At 40.8% G+C, this 24,490-nt stretch carries 25 protein-coding genes; 11 read left to right on the forward strand and 14 right to left on the reverse strand.

Annotated features, from left to right (window positions below; all coding sequences use genetic code 11):
* The first annotated feature begins 248 nt into the window (after nucleotides 1-248).
* Nucleotides 249-725: a hypothetical protein gene (locus KSX81_RS24065; protein WP_009041252.1), complete on the forward strand. Its 477-nt coding sequence runs from the start codon at nucleotides 249-251 to the stop codon at nucleotides 723-725.
* Between the two features lie 1,073 nt (nucleotides 726-1,798).
* Here the strand turns inward: KSX81_RS24065 and xylE are convergent.
* From xylE to KSX81_RS24085, 4 genes are all read right to left on the reverse strand, one after another.
* Nucleotides 1,799-3,253: a D-xylose transporter XylE gene (gene xylE, locus KSX81_RS24070; protein ID WP_004316410.1), complete on the reverse strand. Its 1,455-nt coding sequence runs from the start codon at nucleotides 3,251-3,253 to the stop codon at nucleotides 1,799-1,801.
* A gap of 138 nt (nucleotides 3,254-3,391) precedes the next feature.
* Nucleotides 3,392-4,708, reverse strand: a complete 1,317-nt coding sequence (gene xylA / locus KSX81_RS24075; RefSeq protein ID WP_004295876.1) for a xylose isomerase — start codon at nucleotides 4,706-4,708, stop codon at nucleotides 3,392-3,394.
* 41 nt (nucleotides 4,709-4,749) lie between these two features.
* A complete protein-coding gene (locus KSX81_RS24080) occupies nucleotides 4,750-6,273 on the reverse strand; it encodes a xylulokinase (protein WP_217725556.1) in 1,524 nt (507 codons plus the stop codon).
* 116 nt (nucleotides 6,274-6,389) lie between these two features.
* Nucleotides 6,390-7,121, reverse strand: a complete 732-nt coding sequence (locus KSX81_RS24085; protein ID WP_004295874.1) for an NUDIX hydrolase — start codon at nucleotides 7,119-7,121, stop codon at nucleotides 6,390-6,392.
* A 340-nt stretch (nucleotides 7,122-7,461) separates the two neighbouring features.
* Here KSX81_RS24085 and thiD point away from each other — a divergent pair, with 340 nt between their 5' ends.
* The 4 genes from thiD to sucD all read left to right on the forward strand — a co-directional run bounded on the left by thiD (nucleotide 7,462) and on the right by sucD (nucleotide 11,460).
* On the forward strand, nucleotides 7,462-8,298 hold the full coding sequence (gene thiD, locus KSX81_RS24090) for a bifunctional hydroxymethylpyrimidine kinase/phosphomethylpyrimidine kinase (RefSeq protein ID WP_004295872.1): 837 nt from the start codon (nucleotides 7,462-7,464) through the stop codon (nucleotides 8,296-8,298).
* A 50-nt stretch (nucleotides 8,299-8,348) separates the two neighbouring features.
* The gene (gene fabD, locus KSX81_RS24095; protein WP_004295871.1) at nucleotides 8,349-9,236 is read left to right on the forward strand and encodes an ACP S-malonyltransferase; all 888 of its coding nucleotides are present in this window, start codon (nucleotides 8,349-8,351) and stop codon (nucleotides 9,234-9,236) included.
* Nucleotides 9,237-9,435: 199 nt separating this feature from the next.
* Nucleotides 9,436-10,566 carry an ADP-forming succinate--CoA ligase subunit beta gene (gene sucC, locus KSX81_RS24100; RefSeq protein ID WP_004295869.1) on the forward strand — a complete coding sequence of 377 codons (1,131 nt, stop codon included), beginning with the start codon at nucleotides 9,436-9,438 and terminating at the stop codon, nucleotides 10,564-10,566.
* 33 nt (nucleotides 10,567-10,599) lie between these two features.
* A complete protein-coding gene (sucD, locus tag KSX81_RS24105) occupies nucleotides 10,600-11,460 on the forward strand; it encodes a succinate--CoA ligase subunit alpha (RefSeq protein WP_217725557.1) in 861 nt (286 codons plus the stop codon).
* Nucleotides 11,461-11,570: 110 nt separating this feature from the next.
* Here the strand turns inward: sucD and KSX81_RS24110 are convergent, their stop codons facing one another.
* Nucleotides 11,571-12,350 carry a DUF4396 domain-containing protein gene (locus KSX81_RS24110; protein ID WP_004303313.1) on the reverse strand — a complete coding sequence of 260 codons (780 nt, stop codon included), beginning with the start codon at nucleotides 12,348-12,350 and terminating at the stop codon, nucleotides 11,571-11,573.
* Between the two features lie 136 nt (nucleotides 12,351-12,486).
* Between KSX81_RS24110 and KSX81_RS24115 the strand changes: the two genes are divergently transcribed.
* Complete coding sequence (locus tag KSX81_RS24115) at nucleotides 12,487-12,660, forward strand: hypothetical protein (protein WP_004303314.1); 174 nt, start codon at nucleotides 12,487-12,489, stop codon at nucleotides 12,658-12,660.
* Nucleotides 12,661-12,722: 62 nt separating this feature from the next.
* Here KSX81_RS24115 and KSX81_RS24120 read toward each other — a convergent pair whose 3' ends face one another.
* The 7 genes from KSX81_RS24120 to KSX81_RS24150 all read right to left on the reverse strand — a co-directional run bounded on the left by KSX81_RS24120 (nucleotide 12,723) and on the right by KSX81_RS24150 (nucleotide 19,600).
* Nucleotides 12,723-12,968, reverse strand: a complete 246-nt coding sequence (locus tag KSX81_RS24120; protein WP_004295865.1) for an RNA recognition motif domain-containing protein — start codon at nucleotides 12,966-12,968, stop codon at nucleotides 12,723-12,725.
* 276 nt (nucleotides 12,969-13,244) lie between these two features.
* A complete protein-coding gene (locus KSX81_RS24125) occupies nucleotides 13,245-13,967 on the reverse strand; it encodes a LytR/AlgR family response regulator transcription factor (protein WP_004295863.1) in 723 nt (240 codons plus the stop codon).
* Nucleotides 13,964-15,025 (reverse strand): sensor histidine kinase, encoded by a 1,062-nt coding sequence (locus KSX81_RS24130; RefSeq protein WP_004295862.1) that lies wholly within the window; start codon nucleotides 15,023-15,025, stop codon nucleotides 13,964-13,966. Before KSX81_RS24130 ends, KSX81_RS24125 begins: the two co-directional genes overlap by 4 nt.
* Nucleotides 15,022-15,738, reverse strand: coding sequence for a histidine kinase (locus KSX81_RS24135; RefSeq protein WP_224440793.1), 717 nt, complete (start codon nucleotides 15,736-15,738; stop codon nucleotides 15,022-15,024). Before KSX81_RS24135 ends, KSX81_RS24130 begins: the two co-directional genes overlap by 4 nt.
* A 341-nt stretch (nucleotides 15,739-16,079) precedes the next feature.
* On the reverse strand, nucleotides 16,080-16,967 hold the full coding sequence (locus KSX81_RS24140) for a DUF6268 family outer membrane beta-barrel protein (RefSeq protein WP_008998276.1): 888 nt from the start codon (nucleotides 16,965-16,967) through the stop codon (nucleotides 16,080-16,082).
* 198 nt (nucleotides 16,968-17,165) lie between these two features.
* Nucleotides 17,166-18,668: a glutamine synthetase family protein gene (locus KSX81_RS24145; protein WP_004295859.1), complete on the reverse strand. Its 1,503-nt coding sequence runs from the start codon at nucleotides 18,666-18,668 to the stop codon at nucleotides 17,166-17,168.
* Nucleotides 18,669-18,796: 128 nt separating this feature from the next.
* Nucleotides 18,797-19,600: a DUF4846 domain-containing protein gene (locus KSX81_RS24150; protein ID WP_217725558.1), complete on the reverse strand. Its 804-nt coding sequence runs from the start codon at nucleotides 19,598-19,600 to the stop codon at nucleotides 18,797-18,799.
* Nucleotides 19,601-19,806: 206 nt separating this feature from the next.
* Between KSX81_RS24150 and KSX81_RS24155 the strand changes: the two genes are divergently transcribed.
* Nucleotides 19,807-20,382: a hypothetical protein gene (locus KSX81_RS24155; RefSeq protein WP_004295857.1), complete on the forward strand. Its 576-nt coding sequence runs from the start codon at nucleotides 19,807-19,809 to the stop codon at nucleotides 20,380-20,382.
* Here the strand turns inward: KSX81_RS24155 and KSX81_RS24160 are convergent.
* Both KSX81_RS24160 and KSX81_RS24165 read right to left on the reverse strand, forming a co-directional pair.
* Nucleotides 20,312-20,599 carry an aldo/keto reductase gene (locus KSX81_RS24160; protein WP_074726660.1) on the reverse strand — a complete coding sequence of 96 codons (288 nt, stop codon included), beginning with the start codon at nucleotides 20,597-20,599 and terminating at the stop codon, nucleotides 20,312-20,314. The genes KSX81_RS24155 and KSX81_RS24160 overlap by 71 nt on opposite strands.
* Nucleotides 20,596-20,760, reverse strand: coding sequence for a hypothetical protein (locus KSX81_RS24165; RefSeq protein WP_004295856.1), 165 nt, complete (start codon nucleotides 20,758-20,760; stop codon nucleotides 20,596-20,598). The genes KSX81_RS24160 and KSX81_RS24165 overlap by 4 nt, the downstream gene beginning before the upstream one ends.
* 202 nt (nucleotides 20,761-20,962) lie before the next feature.
* Between KSX81_RS24165 and KSX81_RS24170 the strand changes: the two genes are divergently transcribed.
* The 4 genes from KSX81_RS24170 to KSX81_RS24185 all read left to right on the forward strand — a co-directional run bounded on the left by KSX81_RS24170 (nucleotide 20,963) and on the right by KSX81_RS24185 (nucleotide 24,487).
* Nucleotides 20,963-21,850 (forward strand): polyphosphate kinase 2 family protein, encoded by an 888-nt coding sequence (locus KSX81_RS24170; RefSeq protein ID WP_004295854.1) that lies wholly within the window; start codon nucleotides 20,963-20,965, stop codon nucleotides 21,848-21,850.
* A gap of 73 nt (nucleotides 21,851-21,923) precedes the next feature.
* Nucleotides 21,924-22,634 (forward strand): DUF169 domain-containing protein, encoded by a 711-nt coding sequence (locus KSX81_RS24175; RefSeq protein WP_004295853.1) that lies wholly within the window; start codon nucleotides 21,924-21,926, stop codon nucleotides 22,632-22,634.
* A 393-nt stretch (nucleotides 22,635-23,027) separates the two neighbouring features.
* A complete protein-coding gene (locus tag KSX81_RS24180) occupies nucleotides 23,028-23,537 on the forward strand; it encodes a hypothetical protein (protein ID WP_004295851.1) in 510 nt (169 codons plus the stop codon).
* Nucleotides 23,538-23,551: 14 nt separating this feature from the next.
* A complete protein-coding gene (locus KSX81_RS24185) occupies nucleotides 23,552-24,487 on the forward strand; it encodes a DUF362 domain-containing protein (RefSeq protein ID WP_004295850.1) in 936 nt (311 codons plus the stop codon).
* The last annotated feature ends 3 nt before the right edge of the window (nucleotides 24,488-24,490 follow it).

Raw genomic sequence — 24,490 nt, forward strand, 5'->3', positions numbered from 1 at the left:
TTGCACCGTTTAATTTGCGACTTCCGAAAATTATCGTACATTTGCAGCGACTAACATTTTATACCCACAGAAGCAGTGAACCTGCTTCAACTCCAGTAGCAGGCATTTTTATGCCTGTTGCTGCCGTAGATACGCGGTTTCGTACCCCCGTGGGGAACGTTAATGCGTCCCCAGCTTCTGTGGAGTGTTAGTCAACGGGAAAGGCGGAACCGTTTTTTTATTCCCGCCTATCTTAAAACCGTTGTATCATGCATGAAGAACAAAACAATGCACCTGTAAAAACCGTTCGAAGCAATCGGCAGGAAGCTAATTTTCCTAATCTGGAAGAAAAAGAAAACCTAAAACAGTTTTATTTAGCCCAATCACGACGACTATGCCCTACCGTATCAGTCGATCGTTCGGAATCACAACGTCTGGGAGCGTTACACCACAAAATCAAACATTTTATTAAAGCGTTAACCAACCTCGACCGTTCATGGGAAAATGGGATGCCGGAGATGCAAAAGGCTTGCCTGCATTTCTTTTCTTTACAAAACTCACCTCGCACAGAGTGTCAAAAGATTTTTGAAGAATGGGCGAAATGGTCGAACTTTCTGATATCAGCTTCTTGCTATCGTGGTTTTGTCAGTCAGATGTTGCAGGATTATCAACGTCAATTACGTGACTTGGAAAAGCTCTTGGGCGGCAAACCTTCCGAAACTTTGGAGAATGTATCTGACCGTTAAGTCATACAGATAGATATTGCATCGAACTGACGTTAAAAGTAGTTCGTTTCTTGACGGTTTTAATTCTTTTCAGAATATAAATGAGCTAAATGATAATTTTGCGGAGTGCCCTGAAAGGGCTTAATTATATAGCGTAGGGCAACGCCCTACGTAAAAGCGACAATCTGAATTTGCGCCCTGAAAGGGCATAATTGTATATGGTTCCGCCCTTTCAGGGCTTGTGGCTGGTGTGTTTTTTTCGTAGGGCGTTGCCCTACGCTATATAATTAAGCCCTTTCAGGGCATCCCAATAAATATATAATTGTAAGGCTTTCAGCCTAACCGATAAATTCTCATTTAACTGCAAAATTCTCATTTAACCGATAAATTCCCATTTAATTAAGAACTGTACTGAAATGAATGAAAGTTTTTCCTACTATAAAGTTGAAAAACATAAAAACATCTGCCACCTGCAACGAAACGCGTGTAATTCACTAGTTAATAGATAGTTGTAACGTGGCAGATACCTGCGGCAGATAGGTTGCAGATAAAGTATCTGCAACACGTTATATAATCAAAGAAAAAGCCTTGATTCCTTTATGCAAAGCTATGGGATAATTGGGGTGACTCTATGGAGAAATGGTGGTGTCTCTACGGGGAAACGATAGTATCCTTACGTAGAAACTGTAGTGTCCCGCCTTAGAAACTCTCGTTTCCTGCCGTGGAAACTGTAATTTCTAATTCCGGGAACGACAGTTCCCCGCCTGGAAACGGGAAGTTAATGTATACAATAAACTTTTGCCCTCCTGGAGAATTGGCTTATGTAAGGTTTATACTGTGTTGCAGATACTTTGATCTGCAACCTATCTGCAACAGTATCTGCAACGCTCCAACTATTTATCAACTAGTGCATTACACGCTTTTCGTTGCAGGTGGCAGATGTTTTCATGTTTTTTCAACTTTATAGTAGTTCCCAAAAGTTTCAAATAAAAACAATTATGACACCCTACCATTTGGTACGATGTCATAATCTTAATAGAACCATGCCAAGAAACAGAAATCATAATGGCATGATGAAGTTACACTAACCTAATTTATTTATTTTTCTTCCAAAGTTTGCTCATATCTTCCAGTGTCTTACCTTTCGTTTCAGGCACCCAACGCCAAACGAAGATAGCAGCAGCCACACAGATTATGCCATATAAACTATATGCAAACATCGGGCTGAAGTCGTACAGTGCCGGGAAAGTAGAAGATACAATGTAATTGAATATCCATTGGAATGCTACGGCGATTGCTACCGCTTTACCACGGATGGTGTTCGGGAATATTTCCGAGATCAACACCCAGCAAATCGGTCCCCAAGACATCATAAAGAATGCTGCATACACAATCACTGAAAGTACCGGGAGAACACCCTTTATTGCCATGCTATCACACATTGCTACCGCAAATGCACCTACAGCCATACCAATAGAACCGATTATCAATAGTGGTTTACGTCCGAAGCGGTCTACAGTGAAGATTGCAACCAATGTAAAGACAATGTTTACAATACCCATAATAACTGTCTGCATCATGCCACCTCCTTCTGCACCTGCATTTTCGAAAATACGAGGAGCATAATAAAGTACCGCATTAATACCGATAGCCTGTTGGAATACAGAAAGCAAAATACCGATCACAATTACTGCCACTCCATAAGTAAAGATTTTCTCTGTCTTTTCATGAGCAGTAGCTTTAATATCATTAAGAATTTCCTGTGCTTTTGTCTTACCATTGATCTTTTCAAGGATCGAATAAGCCTTTTCATCCTGCTGTATCAATACAAGATAACGAGGAGTCTTGGGAACAAAGAACAACAACAGACCGAAGAAAGCGGCAGGGAAAGCTTCCGAACCGAACATGTAACGCCATCCTTCATAAACAGTCCACATATCAGATTCAGCACTAACAGACAGTACACCTGCTGCATCTTTCAAAATAATAGGATTTTGATGGTCGCCCATAATCAGGAAATTCACGAAGTATACTACCAACATACCGAAGATGATAGCAAACTGGTTACACGATACAAGCGTTCCACGAATATTGGAAGGAGCAATTTCAGCAATATACATCGGACAGACTGCAGAAGCCAGTCCAACACCGATACCGCCCAAAACACGATACAAATTAAAAGCAATCAGCAAATCCATGTTCGGCTTTCCATATTCGAAAAACAAGACTTCCGGATAATAGGAACCTAATGCTGAAAGGAAAAAGAGTACGGCAGCAAGCCTTAGAGAATTACGACGTCCCAAACGGGAAGCAAATATACCGGAGATCGCACCACCCAGTACACAGCCAATTAATGCACTGGAAGATGTGATTCCATGCATTACTTTATTGTATTGAAAATCAGAGGCCGAAAGGAAAAAAGCCTCCAAGCCTTTCTCTGCACCGGAAATAACCGCTGTATCATATCCGAAAAGCAGTCCTCCCAAAATGGCGACAGAGGTTATCGAATATAGGTAGAGTTTACTACCCTCGTTCGTTGTATTAATCATGGTTATAAGTAGATAAAGTAGTGTTGTAGTAGTTGGATTTATATCACCACAGATTTCACAGATTGACACAGATAAAATTCAAAATAAGAGAGAAGAAAATTAATCTGTGACAATCCGTGTAATCTGTGGTGGGGTTAATTAGCAATACATATTCAGAATTGCTTCATAAAGCTCTTGTTTACCGCTAGTCTGCTTCGGTTCACCGTTTGCTTTAGCATAAGCAACTACATCTTCCAAAGTCAACTTGCCATCTTCAAATTCTTTACCTTTACCACCATCGAATGAAGCGTAACGGTCAGCCAACATTTTCTTATAGGGAGATTCGTTCAGCAAAGCAGCTGCACTTTCCAATGCACGAGCCATAGCATCCATACCTGCGATGTGAGCGATGAAGATATCTTCCAGGTCAGTAGAGTTACGACGAGTTTTAGCGTCGAAGTTTGTTCCACCGTTACCCAAGCCGCCGTTGCGGATTATTTGCATCATAGCTTGTGTCAATTCGTAGTTGTCAATCGGGAATTGGTCTGTATCCCAACCATTCTGATAATCACCACGGTTAGCATCGATAGAACCCAACATGCCGTTGTCTACTGCTACTGCCAATTCGTGTTCGAAAGTGTGACCAGCCAAAGTTGCGTGGTTTACTTCAATGTTCACTTTGAAATCTTTATCCAAGCCATGAGCTTTCAGGAATCCGATTACTGTTTCTGTATCTACATCATACTGATGTTTTGTCGGTTCCATCGGTTTCGGTTCAATCAGGAAAGTACCTTTGAAACCACGGGCACGAGCATAATCACGAGCGATAGTCAGCATTTTTGCCAGGTGTTCTTTTTCACGTTTCTGATCTGTATTCAGAAGAGACATATAGCCTTCACGGCCACCCCAGAATACATAGTTCTGACCACCCAGTTCGATCGTTGCATCGATTGCATTCTTGATCTGAACAGCAGCACGAGCTACTACGTCAAAATCAGGGTTAGTAGCAGCACCGTTCATATAACGTGCATGGCCAAATACGTTGGCAGTACCCCACAACAGTTTGATGCCTGTTTCAGCTTGTTTCTGTTTTGCGTATGCTACGATTGCCTTCAGATTAGCTTCGTATTCTTCAATGCTTGCACCTTCAGAAACCAAGTCTACATCGTGGAAACAGTAGTATTCGATACCCATTTTCTGCATGAATTCGAAACCTGCGTCCATTTTATCTTTTGCAGCTTGTATAGCGTCAGCATTACTATTCCAAGGGAATTGTTTTGTTCCGCCACCGAATTGGTCGCCACCTTCAGCACACAAAGTATGCCACCATGCCATAGCGAATCTCAACCAATCTTTCATCTTCTTACCGTTGATAACCTTTTCAGCATCGTAGTAACGGAATGCCATCGGATTCTTACTATCTTTACCTTCGAACTTAATCTTTTCAATTCCCGGGAAAAATTCTTTTGTTGCCATAATTCTTTTATTTTTAAAATGGTTATTATTTAAATTGTTAATTATTTATCTGAAGAAAGAACCGGAGCCGGTATGTTACCGGTCATCGACTTTTCAAGACGGTATTTCCATTTTGCATACGCGTCAGTATATTCCTGGCGTTTTGCCACATTAGGCTCAATCACATCCAGTTTGTCAAGCGTAGCAAATGCTTCATTGTTATCTTTGTAGATACCTGCACCGATACCTGCACCTTTCGCAGCTCCTACTGAACCGTCTGTATCATAAAGCTCGATAGTGGCTCCTGTAACTCCCGCCAACGTATCGCGGAAGATAGAACTCAAGAACATATTAGCGTGTCCGGCATGAATCATCTTCACAGGAATTCCCATTTGCTCCATGATATCAATGCCATATTTAAAAGAGAATACAATACCTTCTTGAGCGGCACGAATAATATGATGTTTGCCATGCGCATTGAAGTCCAATCCACGGATACTGCAACCGATTTCCTTATTGTTCAGCATACGTTCGGCACCGTTACCAAAGGGCAGAATACTGATTCCCGCACTGCCGATAGGAGCTTTGGAAGCCAATACATTCATTTCATTATAAGATATTCCTTCGGGAGCAATGTTGCGTTTTACCCATGAATTAAGAATACCTGTTCCGTTGATGCAAAGCAATACTCCCAAACGTGTCTGATCTATGGTATGATTGACATGGGCAAAGGTATTGACGCGTGACTGCGGATCATAGTTCACTTCACCGTTCACACCATAAACCACCCCTGATGTTCCTGCCGTAGAAGCAATTTCGCCCGGATTAAACACGTTCAAAGAAAGGGCATTGTTAGGCTGGTCGCCTGCACGATAAGTTATCGGTGTCCCTTCTTTCAGTCCAAGCTCTTTGGCAGCTATTGCATTTACACGTCCCTGTTCCGCGAAGGTCGGCTTAATATCTGCAATCAAGGAAGAATCAAATCCGTAATAATCCATTAAGAAATCAGCCACCCGGTTGTTCTTGAAATCCCAGAACATACCTTCCGAAAGCCCGGAAACAGTTGTACAGATTTCTCCACTCAACTTCATGGCAATATAATCGCCCGGCAGCATTATCTTATCAATCTGCTCATAGATAGCCGGTTCGTTTTCTTTAATCCACGCCAACTTGGAAGCGGTAAAATTTCCCGGTGAGTTCAACAAATGAGAAAGACATCTCTCCTCCCCGATTGTCTCAAACGCTTGCTGACCGTATGGCACCGCACGGGAGTCACACCAGATGATAGCAGGACGCAATACATGCTGATTCTTATCAACACAAACCAATCCGTGCATCTGATAAGAGATACCGATGGCTTTAATTTCAGCGGCACTCACTCCGGATTCGGTCATAATAGCCTGCGTGGACAACTTTAAGTTTTCCCACCAACTTTCAGGATCTTGTTCCGCCCATCCGGGATTCACTGCAATAATATTCGCTTCTGTTTTCGGAAAAAATGCCGAGGATACACATTTACCTGTCTCCGCATTTACCAAACTCGCTTTTACAGACGAGCTACCTATGTCATAACCTAATAGAAACATAATTTTATTTACGATTAAACGATTTACTATTTACGATTTAACGCTCAATGCCCGACTATTAATACTTTAACATTCAACGCCTAATACTTAATACTTGATACTTACTTGAACAGGGGCTATCTTCTTACCTTATTATATATCTTCTTATCAAATTTATAATAACGGGCAGCACGGTGAGCCACTCCTTGTTGTTTTTCTTCCAAAGGAACTACATATTCCATCATTGCTATTTTTTTATGGAAGTTACGCACGTCCACGGCTTTGTCGTATACTAATTCAAAAAGAGTCCTTAATTGTGCGGCTGTAAATTTACGCGGAAGCAGTTCGAACAACATGGAAGGATTAAATTCTACGAACTGACGAATATAAGTCATTGCCTCCTTTATAATCAGATTATGGTCGAAAGCCAGTGTTTTCACGTCTTTCAAAGCGACCCAGCAAGCCTGGTGATCGTCCAGATTCTTATCCAACGTACGGTCTATCTTCACCATCGACAAATATGCAATGGTAACAATACGCTCCACTTTTGACTGCATAGCTCTTTCCAACCAACGTACATCTTTCGGATTACTCGTTCTGTTTTTAGAACCAAATGCTTTAAACTGCATCAGATTCACATTTTTAAGTCCTGTCAGTTCATACAAAACTCGTTGTGCAGCTTCATCCAAGGCTTCATCCATATAGATAAGACTTCCGGGAAGTTTCATATCATGATATACTTCTCCATTATCCTCACCTGCACGTTTTACAAGCAACACTTTCAGTTGTTCTCCGTCAAAACCAATCACTACACAGTCTACTGATATATGATTGTTTGCTAAAGGTGTATTTTTCTGTAAATTTTGCATATACATTTCTTTAAGACGATGCAAATATAGAGGCTACAAACCATCAAAACAAAATAAGAAACATGCTATAAAACATTGTTTTTCATACAAATACATATCATACATTCTACAATATGAATAGTTAGTGTTATCTTACGAATTACAATATGTATTTTAGTATTTCCACGGGTGAGTAATTGTATAAAGTACAAAAACTAGATGGACGCTTTATTATCAGTACTTTTCATATCATTTCCAGCAGATAGCGGTAAAGGTACTTATTGTATTTTAAACGATATGCCATTTTGTACCTTATCGTTTTTTATTCTATCTTTGTCGGGTAAATATTAAAAAAACTAAAATGGAACGTCATCCAGTCATTTTATCCATTGCCGGCTCCGATTGTTCGGGAGGCGCAGGTATTCAAGCAGACATAAAAACAATCTCCGCTTTAGGTGGCTATGCGGCATCGGCTATTACTGCCATCACCATACAAAACACACTGGGAGTACGTGCCGTACAATCTATCGCCCCTGACATTGTTCGTGGACAAATAGAAGCAGTGATGGACGACCTGCAACCGGTTGCCATCAAAATAGGAATGGTAAATGATATTCAAATTGTTCGTGTGATTTCCGACTGTTTACAAAAATATTCACCTGCATACGTCGTCTACGATCCGGTAATGGTGTCTACCAGCGGAAAGAAACTCATGACAGATGAAGCTATAGAAGAAATAAAAAAAGAACTTTTGCCGCTTGTGACATTAATCACCCCCAACATCGACGAAGCGAAGGTGCTTACAGGTAAAAGTATTCACAACATTCAAGACATGCAGGCAGCCGCCAAAATGCTGACGGACGATTATCACACTAGCATCTTGTTAAAAGGCGGACATCTGGAGGGAGACAATATGTGCGACCTTTTGCACACGTCCGAATCTATCTATCATATATATGAGGAGAAAAAGATAGAAAGCCATAACCTGCATGGAACCGGGTGTACCCTCTCCTCTGCCATTGCTACTTATCTGGCCAAAGGATACCCCATGCGAGAATCCATCCAGCACGCTAAAACGTATATCACTCAAGCTATTATCGCAGGAAAAGAATTGAATGTCGGACACGGCAACGGCCCTTTATGGCATTTTCCGGACTCCGTTGCACAAATGTGTACATTTTGTGCGGTTGTATCATAAAAATACGTAACTTTGCACCCGCAATTAAAAATCAATTAAATAATAAAAATATGAAAGCATTTGTATTTCCCGGTCAAGGCGCTCAATTTGTAGGAATGGGTAAAGACCTGTATGAAAACTCAGCTTTAGCAAAAGAATTGTTTGAAAAAGCAAATGATATCCTCGGATATCGCATTACAGATATCATGTTCGACGGCACAGACGAAGATCTTCGTCAGACAAAGGTTACTCAGCCTGCCGTATTCCTTCACTCTGTTATCTCTGCTCTTTGCATGGGTGATGACTTCAAACCGGAAATGACTGCCGGCCACTCACTTGGTGAGTTCTCTGCATTGGTTGCTGCCGGTGCATTGAGTTTTGAAGATGGATTGAAGCTTGTGTATGCACGTGCAATGGCTATGCAGAAAGCTTGCGAAGCTACTCCTTCCACCATGGCTGCTATTATCGCATTGCCGGATGAAAAAGTAGAAGAAATCTGTGCAGCAGTAAATGCAGAAGGTGAAGTTTGCGTACCGGCCAACTACAACTGTCCGGGACAAATCGTTATCTCCGGCTCTGTACCGGGTATCGAAAAGGCTTGCGAACTGATGAAAGCTGCCGGAGCCAAACGTGCTCTTCCGCTGAAAGTGGGTGGTGCTTTCCATTCTCCATTGATGGACCCTGCCAAAGTTGAATTGGAAGCTGCTATCAAGGCTACGGAAATTCATACTCCTAAATGTCCGGTATATCAGAATGTAGACGCACTTCCTCACACTGATCCTGCAGAAATCAAAAAGAACCTGGTTGCCCAGCTGACTGCTTCCGTACGCTGGACACAGTCTGTTAAGAATATGGTTGCCGACGGTGCTACTGATTTTACAGAATGTGGCCCGGGTGCAGTACTTCAAGGACTGATTAAGAAAATTGACGGTACTGTCAACGCTCACGGTATTGCATAAGCATCCGTAAGAAAGACTTTATCTTTAAATATATGAAGCGTGTTGGTAACTATTGCCAACACGCTTTTTTATATTAAGCCTATTCATAGCATACGGATTAACATGTTGTATAACACCCCATTACTTTTCTTTTCCGGCAAACTTTCCGTATCTTGCTATTGTTTTTATTACAGGAATCATTTACTCAAATTTATGAGCCATGAAAATACATGAATATCAAGCGAAAGAGATTTTCTCCAAGTACGGAATACCTGTCGAGAGGCACACTTTATGCCGTACAGCCGCAGGTGTCATAGCCGCTTACCGGAGGATGGGAACAGACAGGGTGGTTATAAAAGCACAGGTATTAACCGGAGGCCGGGGAAAAGCCGGAGGAGTGAAACTGGTAAACAATACGGAAGATGCTTATCAGGAAGCTAAAAATATTCTCGGAATGAGTATTAAAGGACTTCCGGTCAATCAAGTACTGGTTAGTGAGGCGGTAGATATTGCTGCCGAATATTATGTCAGTTACACCATCGACCGAAATACACGTTCTGTCGTTCTGATGATGAGTGCATCCGGCGGTATGGATATCGAAGAAGTAGCCCGTCAAACACCGGAGAAAATCATCCGATATTCAATCAATCCATTTATTGGTCTTCCCGACTATCTGGCAAGGCGTTTTGCTTTCTCCCTCTTTCCTCAAATGGAGCAGGCGGGTAAAATGGCGGCCATCCTTCAGGAACTTTATAAGATCTTCATGGAAAATGATGCATCATTAGTGGAAGTAAATCCGCTGGCACTAACCAAGAAAGGTACGTTGATGGCTATTGACGCAAAGATTGTTTTTGATGACAATGCGCTCTATCGCCATCCGGAGGTACATGCTTTATTTGATCCGACGGAGGAAGAAAGAATAGAAGCAGACGCTAAAGATAAAGGATTCAGTTATGTCCACATGGATGGTAACATCGGTTGTATGGTAAATGGTGCCGGACTCGCTATGGCTACTATGGACATGATTAAACTTTATGGAGGTCAGCCAGCCAATTTTCTCGACATTGGTGGTAGTTCCAATCCTGTCAAGGTAATTGAAGCCATGAAACTTTTATTGCAGGATGAAAAAGTGAAAGTGGTCCTGATTAATATTTTTGGAGGAATCACCCGCTGTGATGATGTAGCAATGGGGCTTCTTCAGGCATTCGAGCAGATAAACAGTAATATACCTGTTATCGTACGGCTTACAGGCACTAATGAGCATATCGGACGGGAACTGTTACGGAATTACAGCCGTTTCCAAATAGCCACAACGATGAAAGAAGCTGCTCTTATGGCTCTGAAAGCATAATAAGTACCCAAATCATTAATAAATAAAGCAATTATGAGCATATTAATAGATAAATCCACCCGCCTGATTGTACAGGGAATCACCGGGAGAGACGGGCTTTTCCACGCCAAGAAGATGAAAGAATACGGAACCCATGTTGTTGGAGGAACTTCTCCGGGCAAAGGAGGAACAGATGTAGACGGCATCCCCGTATTCAATACTATGTATGACGCGGTTGAACAAACGAAAGCCAATACTTCTATCATTTTTGTTCCGGCACGTTTTGCGGCAGATGCCATTATGGAGGCAGCAGATGCGGGCATCCGGTTAATTGTCTGTATTGCGGAAGGAATCCCCACGCTGGATGTAATTAAGGCGCACCAGTTTGTCGAACAAAAAGGTGCTATGCTGATCGGCCCCAACTGTCCGGGACTGATCTCTCCGGGAAAAAGCATGGTAGGCATTTTACCGGGACAGGTCTTTTTAGAAGGAAATGTCGGAGTTATCAGCCGTAGCGGAACACTTACTTACGAAATTGTGTATCACTTAACGGCGAATGGCATGGGACAATCCACTGCTATCGGCATCGGGGGTGACCCTGTTGTAGGTCTTCATTTCCGTCAACTGCTGGAGATGTTTCAAAATGATCCGGAAACAGAAGCGATCGTCCTGATTGGAGAGGTTGGAGGAAACGCAGAAGAACAAGCGGCTGAATATATCCGCAATAATGTAACCAAACCTGTAGTGGCATTTATTGCAGGACAATCAGCTCCTCCGGGGAAGCAGATGGGACATGCAGGAGCTATCATTTCGGGAAGTTCCGGTTCGGCAAAAGAGAAGATTGAATCTTTAGAAGCTGCCGGTATCCGGGTAGCACAAAAACCTTCGGATATACCGAAATTATTGAAAAGATAAACTCCCAAAGAGAAAGAAAAGACAAAAGTAGTCATATCATAACAGATGCAGATTCACTCCCTCAAATAAGTAATTACATACTTATCGTTTAGAGTAAATCTGCATTTATTTTACATACCTTTCTTTATACCTAATTTTATAAGAAGAGCATTCATAGGATATGCACAGAAGAAACCGAAAAGCATAGCCAACTGCATCATAAACCAGAATATCCATGTGTCTTTGGGTAATGGTTCATTGATGAACAATACAAAATAGACAATCGCCATCCAGCCATACATTCCTACCTGCCAGGATAAAAGAGAAAAGAAATCCGCTTTGAAAGCACGAGCCAAGGCATTACCTACCGATATTTTTTCCATCTCCCGAATAGCATAGAATTGGAAATAAACACCAATCATCAAAGCCAGAATAAAGTCAAGTACCCAATTACCAAAGAGCTGACTTCCTGCCACAGTTACAGGAACATAGTTTGTGAACCACTCTCCTATGATATCTGCCAATGTACATCCTGCACCACAATGAAGCGCCGACAAAGCTACCGATTGCCAATAAGGACGTTGCATTCCTTGCATCGACATTTCTCCCTGCATGGCCATATCCATCTCCATATTATCTTTCATACCGGACATATCCATTCCCTTCATATCAGACATATCTTTCATGCCAGACATATCCATTTTCATCCCATCATCCTCAGCTTTCATCGGACTACTCCGTCCAAACTTATTATACGCCCATAAAGCTAAATAACTTCCCCATAATGCAGATAATATCCAGACTGCATTCATTATCTTCATTGATTGCGGACGATGTGTCAGGTCTATGGCAATATGTACTGCAATTCCGATACCTGAACATACTAAGAAAACGGCTATTAAATTGAGCATGGCTGTATGTTTTTTAAAGATTCAGATTACAAAACATCCTTTATTTGTGAATAGTTCACCCCATTACTTTAATTTTATCCCGTCGAACTATTCCCTACACGAGTTGTTATCATTTTATAATCAAAACAATAGAATTATGAGCAGACGTAGACAATTAGAGCATGAAGTATCTGTTGCTCAAGAAAGAATAAAGAAAGCTGCAAAAGATACACCGAAGGATATCCTGAAATTATGGGAACAAGAGCTGGTAGACCTGGAATTGGAACTCAATAATATGGTGGATGATGAAGAAGATAACAATGAGGATTAACAGAAGAAAGGCGCGCTAGTTACCTAGTGCGCCTTTCTCTATTACTGTATATGTATTCAGTATTAATTCTTTGGCAATGCTTCTTTTACTACCATTGAACGACCTACATATTCTGCACCGTTCAATTGTTCGATAGCTTTAGCAGCTTCTGCATCATCCGGCATTTCGATAAACGCAAAACCTTTTGATCTTCTAGTTTCACGATCTGTGATTAACTTTACTGAAGCAACTGTTCCATACTCTTCCATTACATGTCTCAAATCTGATTCCTTAACATTATAGCTAAGATTTCCAATGTACAAATTCATAAAATACAAATATAAAAAATTAATAATTCAATAAGAAAGTTTTAGGAAGATCTTAATTAGAGATGGATATGCTCAAATAAATGAGAAGATTCATGTAAAAAAATCAAATCGTAATAAACCTCTTTATTGTTGTTGGTACAAAGGAAAGCATTATTTGGGGATATTGCACTATATTCTCTCCTTTTTCTTTCTGCAAAACATCTTTTTTATGAAAATAGGCCAATACTTAACGTTCTTATTCTTTTTATACCAAGCCATTCCATGTAAACTACCGGATTAGTCTTTCTGCAAATTCTTCGCTACAAATTCCTCAAAAAACGTTTTCTTATAGTTTCCACCTCCTATTCCTATCTCATAAGACTTAATAAAAATATCATTGGTATCAAAAGAGTCAATCCGTGAAGTATTGACAATATAGGACTTGTTTATCCGGAGAAACTGTTTAGCGGGCAGTTGCTCATGAATATTTTTCAGATTCATCTTAGTAATCACCCGCTGACCTTCCAATTGGAGAATGGAATAATCCTTTAGTCCTTCAATAAAAAGAATATCACTGAAGTTTATCTTGATATAGCGTCGTTCCGATTTGATGAAGATATATTCTTCCTGTATCTCCTCCACTCTTTCGGCTGTTTCCGACAATAACAGTTTATGATATGCTATTGCCTTATTGACTGCTTTCAGAAAACGGTTCATTTCAATGGGCTTCACCAGATAATCAATGGCACTTACTTCATAACTATCGAGTGCATATTCCGCATACGCCGTTGTAAAGACAATCAACGTATTCACGGGAATGCTTTGCGCAAATTCTATTCCGGTAATTCCCGGCATCTGAATATCAAGGAAAATCAGATCAACCGTATATTCATTTATATAAGCGGACGCTGCGATAGCATTATTAAAGCTACCCACCAATGTCAGTTGTGGAATCTGCTCCACCAATGACTTCATACCTTTGCGAGCTACCGGCTCGTCATCAACAATAATACAATTCATAAGTTTAGATGTAAGTTGACATTATAAGTTGTTTCTTTATCTTCTATCTGTAGCGTATACCGTGATTCATAAAGTAAATCCAGTCTGCGTTTCACATTGGCCAACCCTATTCCCCCTTCCCGCTTAACAGGAACACGGGGCTTAGAATTTTCGCAACGAAACGTCAACTGTTTATTATGCACAGAAAAATACAAGTGAACATAAGATAAATTGTCGCTATCCAAATTATGTTTCACCGCATTCTCTACAAAAGGGATAAACAATAACGGAGGAATACAGATATTCTCCATATTTCCCTCTTGAAAGATTGTATATTCAAAATGATCCCTTCTCACCTTCTCCAATTCAAGAAAGCTGGTGAGAAACTGTATATCTGCAGTAAGAAATACTTCTCTTCTTGTACTGTCATTCAACTGGTAGCGAAGTAGATTGTCCAGTTTCTCCAATATCTGTGAAGCCTCATCCGGAGCATCCTTTACCAAAATATTGGCATTATTCAGCATATTAAAAAGAAAATGCGGATTGATCTGTTTCTTTAATTGTTGCAATTCTGCCTGTTTAGTCGCCTTCTCCAATTCAAGAATCTTTTTATCGGAGACAACCCAACGGCGAAATAGTTCAAAGCTCGTACAGCCACCTGCACTTAATAGCAGTACTAATACTCCATAAGCAATACTATCAAAAGAAACAGCATGGTTATCCTGTATACAAAACCCACGAATACCGTATCGTTGATATAATGGAGACAGAAATATAAATCCTAATAATACACTCACTAAATTGACTCCGAGAAACGAAATCCAATAACACCATAACTTGCGCTTGGCTTTATACAGGAAACGGGGCACTAACCAATATATATTCAGATAGATAGGAAATGCAAAAACCAATATACTAACCGGATATGCATATAGGAAACCTTCTCTAGTAAAATCTCCATATACATTCTGAAAGCCCAAAAAGAGTATAATAAATAGCAATAGTAAATTACTGATAAGCCTGAAACGGTCATTTACCAGATTCTTCCCCCAATCGTATACATTCCAGGTATCTTTCATAATTCCAACATTAAACCAATGGTACACAGTGCCTCATCATTATAGCCACTTTTTAATTGATAACCTCCCGGATATAACAAGTCCAATCGTTGCCGTAACTTGTCAAAAGCAGGTGCTACTTGTAGACTTTCCTTTTTTCGCAGACAGTATGTACAAATAAATCGAAGCTGATTCTCTTCCATTTGAAAATCGATCCTTATATTTTCTCCCTTTCCATTCTCTCCACATACAGTTGTCTGAATCACATATTCTATCACAGGCATAAACAATAAAGGAGGAACTTGTATATAACGCACTTCATTCAGGATGTTGACTTCAAAATTAAACTCCGGATTACATAGTTTCTCCAACTTCATATAATCAGTCATAAAATCGATATCATCTCCCAACAATACCTGTTGCCGTTCACTTTCATAAAGTTGGTATCTAAGCAACCGACTTAATTTAAAGATAAGCAATGACGCCTTTTCTCCATCTTCTCCCAGCAAGGTTCGTACCTTATTCAATATTCTCGAAAAAAACTCCGGTTGGAGTTGATCTTTCAAATGATTTAGATCAGTCTGTATGCTAATATTCTCCAATTCATTTAATCGTTGTTGATAGGCCACCCAACGATGCAGAAAAATAGTAAAAGAAAAAGCCAGGAAATAGAGTATCAGTGCCAATGCATTTATCAACAGAAAGAAAGGGAGATCACTGTTTAGTCTTTGCATCTGTTCGGGTATAACATAATATTGCCCTAGAAAACAAATAGCACCAACCATGGCGGTCAGCATAAATCCAACAAGGCAACTCAAATATATGATATACTTTTTATATCTACGCTGAAACAGATAACCGGGAATTAACCAGTAAGTATGCAGATTTATGATTCCCCATAGAATGACAGAAAGTAAAAGACTAACTCCCGTAGAAAGATTTAGCCCTAAACTATCGCTTTCGACAAAAGTGCCTCTGAACACTAAAAAGGAGACTACAAGAAATATCCCAATTTGCTTCAGTAACGTATATAATAGTATCTTAACTGACATCAGGCGATAAAGTTACCATTTTTTTAGAACTTATACTTCATTCCCACCGAAACATACATTGCCGGTTTAAAATATGGATCAGTATCTTTAGACATATCTTCGAAGAAAGCCTTTAAAGTGCGGGTAGTGTAATAAGCTATTCTGCTACACGACACACCGGCAGTAGCAGTGATTGAAAAAGAATTCCCCATACTTACTTCCGGTTGTAAACCTACAATAATGAATTGCTGGGAAAACATAGTATCTTTTCCTTCTCTTTCCAACAATGCCAATGACCCGTTCATCTCTGCCACGATCCTTAGATTCAGATATTTATTCATTTTCATTCCTGCCGATACTTCCATGGCATTCAGCATCGAAACTTTAATTTGATAACGTCCTTCAGTGCTCCAATCAAAATAAATAGCAGGAAATACCATCGGATAACCAAATGTGTTGTTCACAGCCAATCCGGCCCCAAGAGATAAATTGGACTTGAACTGCCGGATGAAAATAACTCCTCCCTGTCCCAGAACATTCTTCAGTTTTACATCAGAAGAGGTATAGACGCCTGCACCGACAGTCGTCAACAAAAGCCATTTTTTGCTGATAGGGCGAATATTGGTTACGCTCAACTGCATATTTATAATTTGATCTATGTAAGATTGAAGATTCTTATTATTCATTGCCGTATAGCTTCCTCCTGCCGAAATCATCCAAAGAGTTGGCTGATTTCTTTCATTCATTTTCTGTGATACGGGAATATTGACGTTCCCTTCCACAAAGCACATATCCCCTTTCCCGGGATACTGTCCATTTTCATCTTTATATCGGGAAGAAGATATATACCCGGTTTTCACAGTAACCTGTGCCTGTATATTTTCAGGAAGTAATAGAAACAAGGCGAACGCACTTAACAAAATAATCCTCATTCTTTTATCTGTTTTAGGGTTTGAATGAGACAAAAGTAGAGTTTTACCGATCTGCGTAGAGAGTTTGTAGACCAAACCCGGCATTAAGTAGACCAAACCTGTAAATTTGTAGCCTGTTTGGTCTGAATGTATTATATAAAAAAATAAAAGACTACCTTTCAACCGAAGATAGTCTTTTATCCGTATATCATTTTTTAATTATCCACAATGGAAATACTTATGTACGAGATCTAACATCTCCATCGGCTTTCCTTCCAAATCCGCACGCAATGTTTTATCTTCATAACCACGAAGTCTGCGGATGATACCATCAATCATTGCCGGGCTGAATACATTATATTGTTCAAAGATTGCCCGTTGTTGTTGCAGGCAATCGGCAGAAGCTTCACAGCTATCCGGCAGTTGCGCCAGTGATTTCAGCTTATCTTCGTTTTCTTTCTGATGGATATTCACATTTACATAAGTTTTTTCAGCAATGTCCAGCGCATTTTCAATCTCAAAACCATGACGGCAGGCAACAGCCAAACCAGCCAACAGTTGATACAAATCTGCCGAACCATCCGGAGAACGCATTTCTACAGTCTGCTTCTGGCTGGTGTCAAAATGACTTTCAGCTTCCAACGGATTTGCCAATGTACACATATCTGTTTTTGCAGCCCATCCCAGAGGTACACGCACTAATACAGAGCGGTTACGATCTCCCCAACAAACATTGGTAGGTGCTTCCTGATGAGGAACGAGACGGAAATAAGAAGTAGGGTTGGTATTTCCAAAAGCAGTAATTGACGGAGCAAGCACCATCATTCCGGCAATTGCCTTGCGTGCTGTTTCCGACAAAACACCGTCTTTCAGCATCTGGTTCTTTCCGTCTTTCATGATACGCATGTGGACATGCAAGCCCGAACCTGCTTTACCTGCCGTAATCTTTGGAGCAAAGGTTACATTGTATCCATATCTAAATCCCAGGTTACGAATCACCCATTTGGCAATCATTAATTGATCTGCTGCCTGCGATACGGGAACCGGCAGGAATTCTATTTCATTCTGCTCATAGATATAACCATCCAGCGTAAAATTACCCACTTCGGAGTGTCCATACTTTATTTGCCCGCCTGTCTGTGCGATGTAAGACATACATTGAGTACGGAACTCATTGAATTTAGCATAAGGACCCGATTCGTGATAACCACGTTGGTCGGTTGCCTGAAACATACCAGTATCCGGAGCTATTACATAATATTCCAATTCGCCCATTGCCTGAAATTCCATTCCGGTAACTTCTGTAAAAGTTTTGCTTGCTTTGTAAAGAGTGTGTTCTGGTGCACTTTCGAGGGGTTCGCCGTCTTTATTGAAGAAAGAGCACAGCATAGACAGCGTCGGAATCTCGGCAAACGGATCAACGAATGCTGTGCAAAAACGGGGAATTACATAAAGGTCACTACTGCCCGCTTCTATAAATGAGAAAAGACTGGAACCGTCTACCCGTTCTCCACATGTGAGAATAGCTTCCAGATAAGCTTGATTGTTGATGACAAAGTTCAGAGTTTTCAGACGCCCGTCTCCCGCCGGATACATAAAATTAACCATGCGGATATCTTTTTGCTGGATAAATGAGATAATGTCAGCTTTTGTAAACTCTGAAGTTGTTTTTTGAAGGAATGCCACCAACTGGTTAGCATTCATTGATAAATCATAATTCATAATCGGTTGTTTTTCGTTGTTGTATGATTAAAACGGTTTGTTGAATGCCAAAGATAAGGAAAAGATGGAAAATCGAGTAAGAAAAGATTTAATTATTTCTTTGCTATGTTGCATTTATGTCTATTATCCTATTTAAAACGCTTCAGGTCTTTCTTCTCAAAAATCCATTCCGGAGTGTATAGTTTCCCTGCATCCGTTTCCGTCAGCTCGTACCAGGGAGAAAGGTTGCGGCTGGTTGGATTGACCAGGATATGAATCTGTTGGGCAGGCACATAGCTTTGTGCCAGGAGAAATACTTTCTTCCCGGTATTCGGATGAATGGCAACATCCATAACAATCACAGCATGACCGGGTGAACCACCTTTAATAAAGACATCCCCGGGTTGCAAGGAAGTATAAAGCACAGCTGGGAGTTCACGAGATAAAGAGGCAGTTCCGGCATACATAAAAACCATATCGAGATAGTTACGGAAAGTTTTATAGGAATAATCCACTCCCTTGCCCGAAGCATACCATTGAACCTGATTATCGTTGACTTTTATTCGATTTCCCTCCGCCCATTTCTTATATTCGGCAGTAAATCCACTTGTGAAGTTGAATTTTATGTCTGCATACCGTTTATGTTTCCACAGATATTCCGCCCGCAAGCGTATCACTGCATCGGCACACTGCTGCAAATCACGATTGCCTATCTCCATATCTACGACTGCAAATGCGGCTGCCTGATTGGCTTTTTCTTTTCCATTGTAAAGTAACACTTTACTGCCTTTAGGCAATAATGGCAAATTGCGCAAATAAGTTGTAAACGAATTATCGGAGCAGGTCTCTCTAACATATCCTGACGGAGGAGCGATTCTATCCGCAAGCCTCTCCTGTCCCCATGAGTGAAAGACTATGAGAAGCAAGCCTGCACATATTAACAAATACTTCATATCGGTTTTTCTTATTCCATATCCGGACAAATATAAGTAATTATTATTGAAAACGAAGTTGAATGTCTGTTTTTCTCCCGATTGAAGACGCTATCGTCTTAAAAATATGTAATATCGGATTCTGACTAAAACAAAGTGGCCTATACTCTCTTTTTTCTGTAAGAATAGTGCGAACTTTGTTTTCTACAAATTATAATAGTGTTTTTATGGAACAGGTGGTAGATTTAGCTTTGCCAGAATACTTTGAAAGAATATCCGCAGAAGCTACCTTTCAGGAGCAATTGTCCGTCATAGATATAGATAACTCCCGTCGTTCGCCGGTTCAAGTCAAAAACTATCCGATACGCTTAAAAGGCTATTCCCTCATCTTTGTTCTTTCCGGAGAAATTACAATAGGAATAAACTATTTATCGCATACACTGAAAAAGAACATGGTGATGCAGGTGTATCCGGATGATATTATAGAGCACACAGCTTATTCAGCCGATTTCAAGGGCTATCTCATCATTCATTCTGCTGAATTGAAAAAGGAAATAATGGCTATGACATCCGGCATCCGTCTGCAACAGGCGGGTCAGTTGAAGAAATTACATACCAGGCAAGAGTTGAGTGAGGAAGAAAGCCTGCGTTTGAGAAAACAGGTTGAACTCATTAAAAGTTATATTCCTGATAAAGAACACGTCTACCACTCTTATGTCATCAAGAATCAGATTATAAATCTATTCTTTGACCTTGATAACTGCCGCTGGCATAGGTATGGCGACGGAGAACGGCACCAATAGTATCTTCCACCGGGATGTGCGGATTGATGCGTGCTGGCTGATAGAGTTCAACGTAATCTGTGCCTAATCGTTTCAAAGTGTAAACCAGATAATTTTGTACGTTCTGCGGACGGACGTCAATACCATAGAACCGATCATCTGAAGTGAGCATTCCACCAAACTTGACGGCAATAAAAATGTCTCCGCGCTCCCGGGTTTTCAAAGCCTCGCGGATCACCAGTTCACTTTCTCCGTGACCATAAAAGTCAGATACGTAATTCCACTGTCTAGCGCGGCATGTATCGTGTCGACTCCCTGCTGAACGTCAGCCATTCTCATGGCACCCAGTCCGATACGCGAAAGGGTGATACCATTGATTTCTTTATTCAAATACTTCATTGTTTCTTTTATTATATAGTACTAATTCGATTGCAAATTTCGGATAAATTCCTTCATGATACCAGAGCAATATCCGTTCATTTTTGGTCATTATCCGTCAAGAAGCCTCTTTCTCATGAAATGTCTCAAACATACTGATTATAAAAACCAATTGACTGCCTCAACTGTTTAATTTAAATAGAACTATTAAAACTACCGTCACATGAAAAAGGATATTCTAAAAGACCTGCTGGCAAAGCCCGGAAAGAAACAGTTGGTATCGGATTTTGACTCGTCATTCACTGGCGATTTATCCAAGCAAGACGCTAAAGAACAACTGGCAAAGGATATTGAGAAGCTTTCGGAGCTGCAAAGTATGCTTTATGCGCAAGACCGGTATTCAATCCTGATTATCTTTCAGGCGATGGATGCTGCAGGAAAAGACGGGACTATCAAGCATGTGATGTCCGGCATTAACCCACAGGGATGCCAAGTGTATTCGTTCAAACAACCGTCTGCTGAAGAACTGGACCATGATTATCTCTGGCGTATCAATCGCTCTCTCCCGGAAAGAGGACGAATCGGCATTTTCAACCGTTCGCACTACGAAGATGTGCTGATTGCCAAAGTGCATCCGGAAATTATTCTATCCAACAAGTTACCAGGTGTCGAAACCATAAATGACATTGATCCCGACTTCTGGAAGCGTCGTTATCGACAGATCAACGATTTTGAACGCTATCTGACGGAGAATGGAACGATTGTCCTGAAATTCTTTCTCAATGTATCGAAAGCCGAACAGAAAAATCGATTCATGGAGCGACTGGACGATGCATCTAAAAACTGGAAATTCTCTTCGGCGGACATCAAAGAGCGTCAATTCTGGGAGGACTATATGAATGCTTATGCCGATGTACTGACGGAGACATCAACGGAACTGGCTCCATGGTATATAATCCCTGCCGATAATAAATGGTTCATGCGTTACGCAGTAGGACGAATTATTTGTGACCGGATGCAGCAATTGGATTTACATTACCCCAAACTGTCGAAAGAGGGATTGGAGAAGCTGGAAGAGTGTAAGAAAAGTGTATCAAACATTAACTTTTAAATCACTTGCACTTATCCTTTTTTATTCTAACTTTGTAGAAAGACCTACATAAAGAACCAAAATTGATAAGCTTATGGACATCCAAACTTTTATTCAAAATTTCAAAGAGGCATTCGGAGAAAATGCTGAATTGCCTCTTGTTTTCTGGTACTCGGACGAGCAAAAAGGAGAAACAGAAAAGATAAACGGTTGCTTCTTCAAAGGTATGAAGACGGTAAGAGATGGTGGTATTATCAGCCTGAATGCTGAAAACATCGGTTGTGGCGGCGGTAAATTCTATACTGGCTTCACCGAAATGCCAGAACGTGTACCGACTTTCGTTTCGCTCAAAGAGAAATACAAACAGACTCCTGAAATGGTCATCGACTTTATACAGCAAATCGGAGTTCCCCGAACAGAAAACAAGTATCTTCATTTTGCACGTATAGATAAGGTAGAAAGCCTTGAAGAAATAGAAGGTGTCGTATTTCTGGCAAATCCGGATATGCTTTCGGGCTTGACCACTTGGGCTTTTTATGATAATAACGCAGCAGATTGCGTCGTTTCTACCTTTGGTTCCGGCTGTAGTGCTGTAGTGACGCAAGCCACGATAGAGAATCGTAAAGGAGGCAAACGCACTTTCCTCGGTTTCTTCGACCCATCGGTTCGCCCTCATTTCGAAGCTGACAAACTAAGCTATACCATACCTATGTCCAGATTTAAAGAGATGTATGAGACGATGCGCCAAAGTTGTCTATTCGATACGCATGCATGGGGAAAGATTAAAGAAAGAATGAACGGATAATCTCCCATAACGAAATTGCATATCATTATACAATTATCGGGACATTAGGTATGCTTATTCCGAACATACAAGGCTTCTCTTTCGTTGTTATAGGAAGAAACTGCCACTTGATACTGACAATTCATTATCAAGACAGATATTTTCTGAATATCAATCCCTGCCTGTCCTATTTTGTTTCCCAGTGTGGAACTTATAGTTTCACGCTTTGAAACCATCAGTTTCACACCGAGAAACCATTAGTTTCATGCCGGGAAACTAAAAGTTTCAAGCGCCTGAAACTTTCTTTTCCTACAGGATTAAAATAATATATCAGTCGGATTAAACCTTTTATCTGGAGAAAAGTCTTATTATTAATATATTATCGTTCTATTCAACATTAAAGTATCAACGAAAATGGAAACATCCGTCAAACTCTATTCGCTGAAACACAGCAATGTGAAAACCTACCTGTTCGCCTTACTATTTGTAGCGGGTAACATTGCACTTCCACAATTATGCCATCTTGTACCTTATGGTGGTCCTACCCTGTTACCTATTTATTTTTTCACGCTGATTGCGGCTTATAAATATGGTTTTCTTGTAGGATTATTGACTGCTATTCTTTCACCAGTCATCAATCATTTATTGTTTGCCATGCCCTCGGAAGCGGTACTTCCCATCCTATTAATCAAATCGTCCTTACTCGCCGGAGCTTCAGCTCTTGCAGCACGTACTATAAAATCGGTTTCATTACTGGCCATTCTTGGTGTCGTACTCACTTATCAGGTCATAGGCGTTGCATTTGAATGGGCCATCGTCGGAAGTTTCTACGAAGCAGTACAGGACTTCCGTATCGGTATTCCGGGAATGTTACTGCAATGGTTCGGCGGATACGCCCTCCTGAAAGCAATTGCCAAACTCTAAACTAATATAGAAAGATGGACAGAAGGGATTTTTTAAAAACAGTAGCTATCACCGGAGCCGCCTTGACTATACAGCGTTCGGAGGCTATGGAGGTGTTAACTCAAACAATCAATAAAGCAAACGGAAGCAATCCTGATCTGGTGGCCGTTATGGGCGGAGAACCCGAAGAGATGTTCCGCCGTGCCATAAGCGAACTGGGGGGTATGAAGCAATTCGTGAAACCGGGACAGAAAGTGGTTGTAAAACCTAATATCGGTTGGGATAAAGTGCCGGAACTGGCAGGAAATACGAATCCGAAACTGATTGAAGAAATCGTCAGACAATGTTTTGCCGCCGGAGCTAAAGAAGTGGTCGTGTTCGACCATACTTGTGACGATTGGCAGAAATGCTACAAAAACAGTGGTATTGAAGCTGCTGCCAAAAAAGCCGGAGCCAAAGTAATGCCTGCACATCTGGAGTCGTATTACAAACCAATTGATCTGCCAAAAGGCAAAAAGATGAAGAAAGCCAAAGTGCACGAAGCGATTCTGGATTGTGATGTATGGATCAATGTTCCTATTCTGAAGAATCACGGAGGTGCCAATCTGACTATCTCCATGAAAAATCACATGGGGATTGTGTGGGATCGCGGATTCTTCCACCAGAACGATTTGCAACAATGCATCGCAGATATCTGTACATTACAGAAGAAAGCTGTACTCAACGTAGTAGACGCCTACCGGATCATGAAAACAAACGGTCCCCGGGGACGCTCTGCATCCGATGTTGTACTGGCAAAAGGATTGTTTATCTCACCGGATATTGTAGCCGTGGATACGGCTGCTGCCAAGTTCTTCAATCAAGTACGTGAGATGCCACTGGATACAGTAGGACATCTCGCCAATGGGGAAGCATTGAAAATAGGAACCATGAACATTGACAAATTGAATGTCAAGCGAATTAAGATGTAAAAC

Origin of the sequence: Bacteroides sp. MSK.18.37, assembly GCF_019129155.2 — a bacterium.
Taxonomy (GTDB): domain Bacteria; phylum Bacteroidota; class Bacteroidia; order Bacteroidales; family Bacteroidaceae; genus Bacteroides; species Bacteroides ovatus.

What these genes read in the sequence shown, in the direction of transcription:
- KSX81_RS24065 (WP_009041252.1), top strand. Translation starts at nt 249, where the DNA reads ATGCATGAAGAACAAAACAATGCACCTGTAAAAACCGTTCGAAGCAAT.
- xylE (WP_004316410.1), bottom strand. Translation starts at nt 3,253, where the DNA reads ATGATTAATACAACGAACGAGGGTAGTAAACTCTACCTATATTCGATA.
- xylA (WP_004295876.1), bottom strand. Translation starts at nt 4,708, where the DNA reads ATGGCAACAAAAGAATTTTTCCCGGGAATTGAAAAGATTAAGTTCGAA.
- KSX81_RS24080 (WP_217725556.1), bottom strand. Translation starts at nt 6,273, where the DNA reads ATGTTTCTATTAGGTTATGACATAGGTAGCTCGTCTGTAAAAGCGAGT.
- KSX81_RS24085 (WP_004295874.1), bottom strand. Translation starts at nt 7,121, where the DNA reads ATGCAAAATTTACAGAAAAATACACCTTTAGCAAACAATCATATATCA.
- thiD (WP_004295872.1), top strand. Translation starts at nt 7,462, where the DNA reads ATGGAACGTCATCCAGTCATTTTATCCATTGCCGGCTCCGATTGTTCG.
- fabD (WP_004295871.1), top strand. Translation starts at nt 8,349, where the DNA reads ATGAAAGCATTTGTATTTCCCGGTCAAGGCGCTCAATTTGTAGGAATG.
- sucC (WP_004295869.1), top strand. Translation starts at nt 9,436, where the DNA reads ATGAAAATACATGAATATCAAGCGAAAGAGATTTTCTCCAAGTACGGA.
- sucD (WP_217725557.1), top strand. Translation starts at nt 10,600, where the DNA reads ATGAGCATATTAATAGATAAATCCACCCGCCTGATTGTACAGGGAATC.
- KSX81_RS24110 (WP_004303313.1), bottom strand. Translation starts at nt 12,350, where the DNA reads ATGCTCAATTTAATAGCCGTTTTCTTAGTATGTTCAGGTATCGGAATT.
- KSX81_RS24115 (WP_004303314.1), top strand. Translation starts at nt 12,487, where the DNA reads ATGAGCAGACGTAGACAATTAGAGCATGAAGTATCTGTTGCTCAAGAA.
- KSX81_RS24120 (WP_004295865.1), bottom strand. Translation starts at nt 12,968, where the DNA reads ATGAATTTGTACATTGGAAATCTTAGCTATAATGTTAAGGAATCAGAT.
- KSX81_RS24125 (WP_004295863.1), bottom strand. Translation starts at nt 13,967, where the DNA reads ATGAATTGTATTATTGTTGATGACGAGCCGGTAGCTCGCAAAGGTATG.
- KSX81_RS24130 (WP_004295862.1), bottom strand. Translation starts at nt 15,025, where the DNA reads ATGAAAGATACCTGGAATGTATACGATTGGGGGAAGAATCTGGTAAAT.
- KSX81_RS24135 (WP_224440793.1), bottom strand. Translation starts at nt 15,738, where the DNA reads ATGCAAAGACTAAACAGTGATCTCCCTTTCTTTCTGTTGATAAATGCA.
- KSX81_RS24140 (WP_008998276.1), bottom strand. Translation starts at nt 16,967, where the DNA reads ATGAGGATTATTTTGTTAAGTGCGTTCGCCTTGTTTCTATTACTTCCT.
- KSX81_RS24145 (WP_004295859.1), bottom strand. Translation starts at nt 18,668, where the DNA reads ATGAATTATGATTTATCAATGAATGCTAACCAGTTGGTGGCATTCCTT.
- KSX81_RS24150 (WP_217725558.1), bottom strand. Translation starts at nt 19,600, where the DNA reads ATGAAGTATTTGTTAATATGTGCAGGCTTGCTTCTCATAGTCTTTCAC.
- KSX81_RS24155 (WP_004295857.1), top strand. Translation starts at nt 19,807, where the DNA reads ATGGAACAGGTGGTAGATTTAGCTTTGCCAGAATACTTTGAAAGAATA.
- KSX81_RS24165 (WP_004295856.1), bottom strand. Translation starts at nt 20,760, where the DNA reads ATGAAGTATTTGAATAAAGAAATCAATGGTATCACCCTTTCGCGTATC.
- KSX81_RS24170 (WP_004295854.1), top strand. Translation starts at nt 20,963, where the DNA reads ATGAAAAAGGATATTCTAAAAGACCTGCTGGCAAAGCCCGGAAAGAAA.
- KSX81_RS24175 (WP_004295853.1), top strand. Translation starts at nt 21,924, where the DNA reads ATGGACATCCAAACTTTTATTCAAAATTTCAAAGAGGCATTCGGAGAA.
- KSX81_RS24180 (WP_004295851.1), top strand. Translation starts at nt 23,028, where the DNA reads ATGGAAACATCCGTCAAACTCTATTCGCTGAAACACAGCAATGTGAAA.
- KSX81_RS24185 (WP_004295850.1), top strand. Translation starts at nt 23,552, where the DNA reads ATGGACAGAAGGGATTTTTTAAAAACAGTAGCTATCACCGGAGCCGCC.